The sequence below is a fragment of the Natrialba sp. PRR66 genome (assembly GCF_034808065.1).
GTDB classification, from domain to species: Archaea; Halobacteriota; Halobacteria; order Halobacteriales; family Natrialbaceae; genus Natrialba; species Natrialba aegyptia.
Map to the genome: position 1 here is coordinate 1 of NZ_JAXHGN010000301.1, position 230 is coordinate 230.

1 pseudogene is annotated in these 230 nt (G+C 50.9%); it reads left to right on the forward strand.

The annotated features are described in order from the left end of the window. Window positions 1-153 precede the first annotated feature (153 nt). Window positions 154-230: pseudogene (locus SM755_RS24280) on the forward strand (PadR family transcriptional regulator); the annotation flags it as partial.

Here is a 230-nt window from a genome sequence, read left to right on the forward strand (position 1 = left end):
CCTTCTGAAAGGACGCCGAACCCCGCTACATACTGCGAATACCAGACCTTAGATCAATGTCTGACGCTCCACCAAATCATTTTGGTGAAGCCTTTACCCCCATTACCATTGTAGAGACATATGCCTTCGTAGGGGGGGCAGAAGGGGAATACAATGTACGATCTTACCGGATTCCAGCGAGATCTGCTGTACGTGATCGCTGGGGAAGACGACCCACACGGATTGGCAAT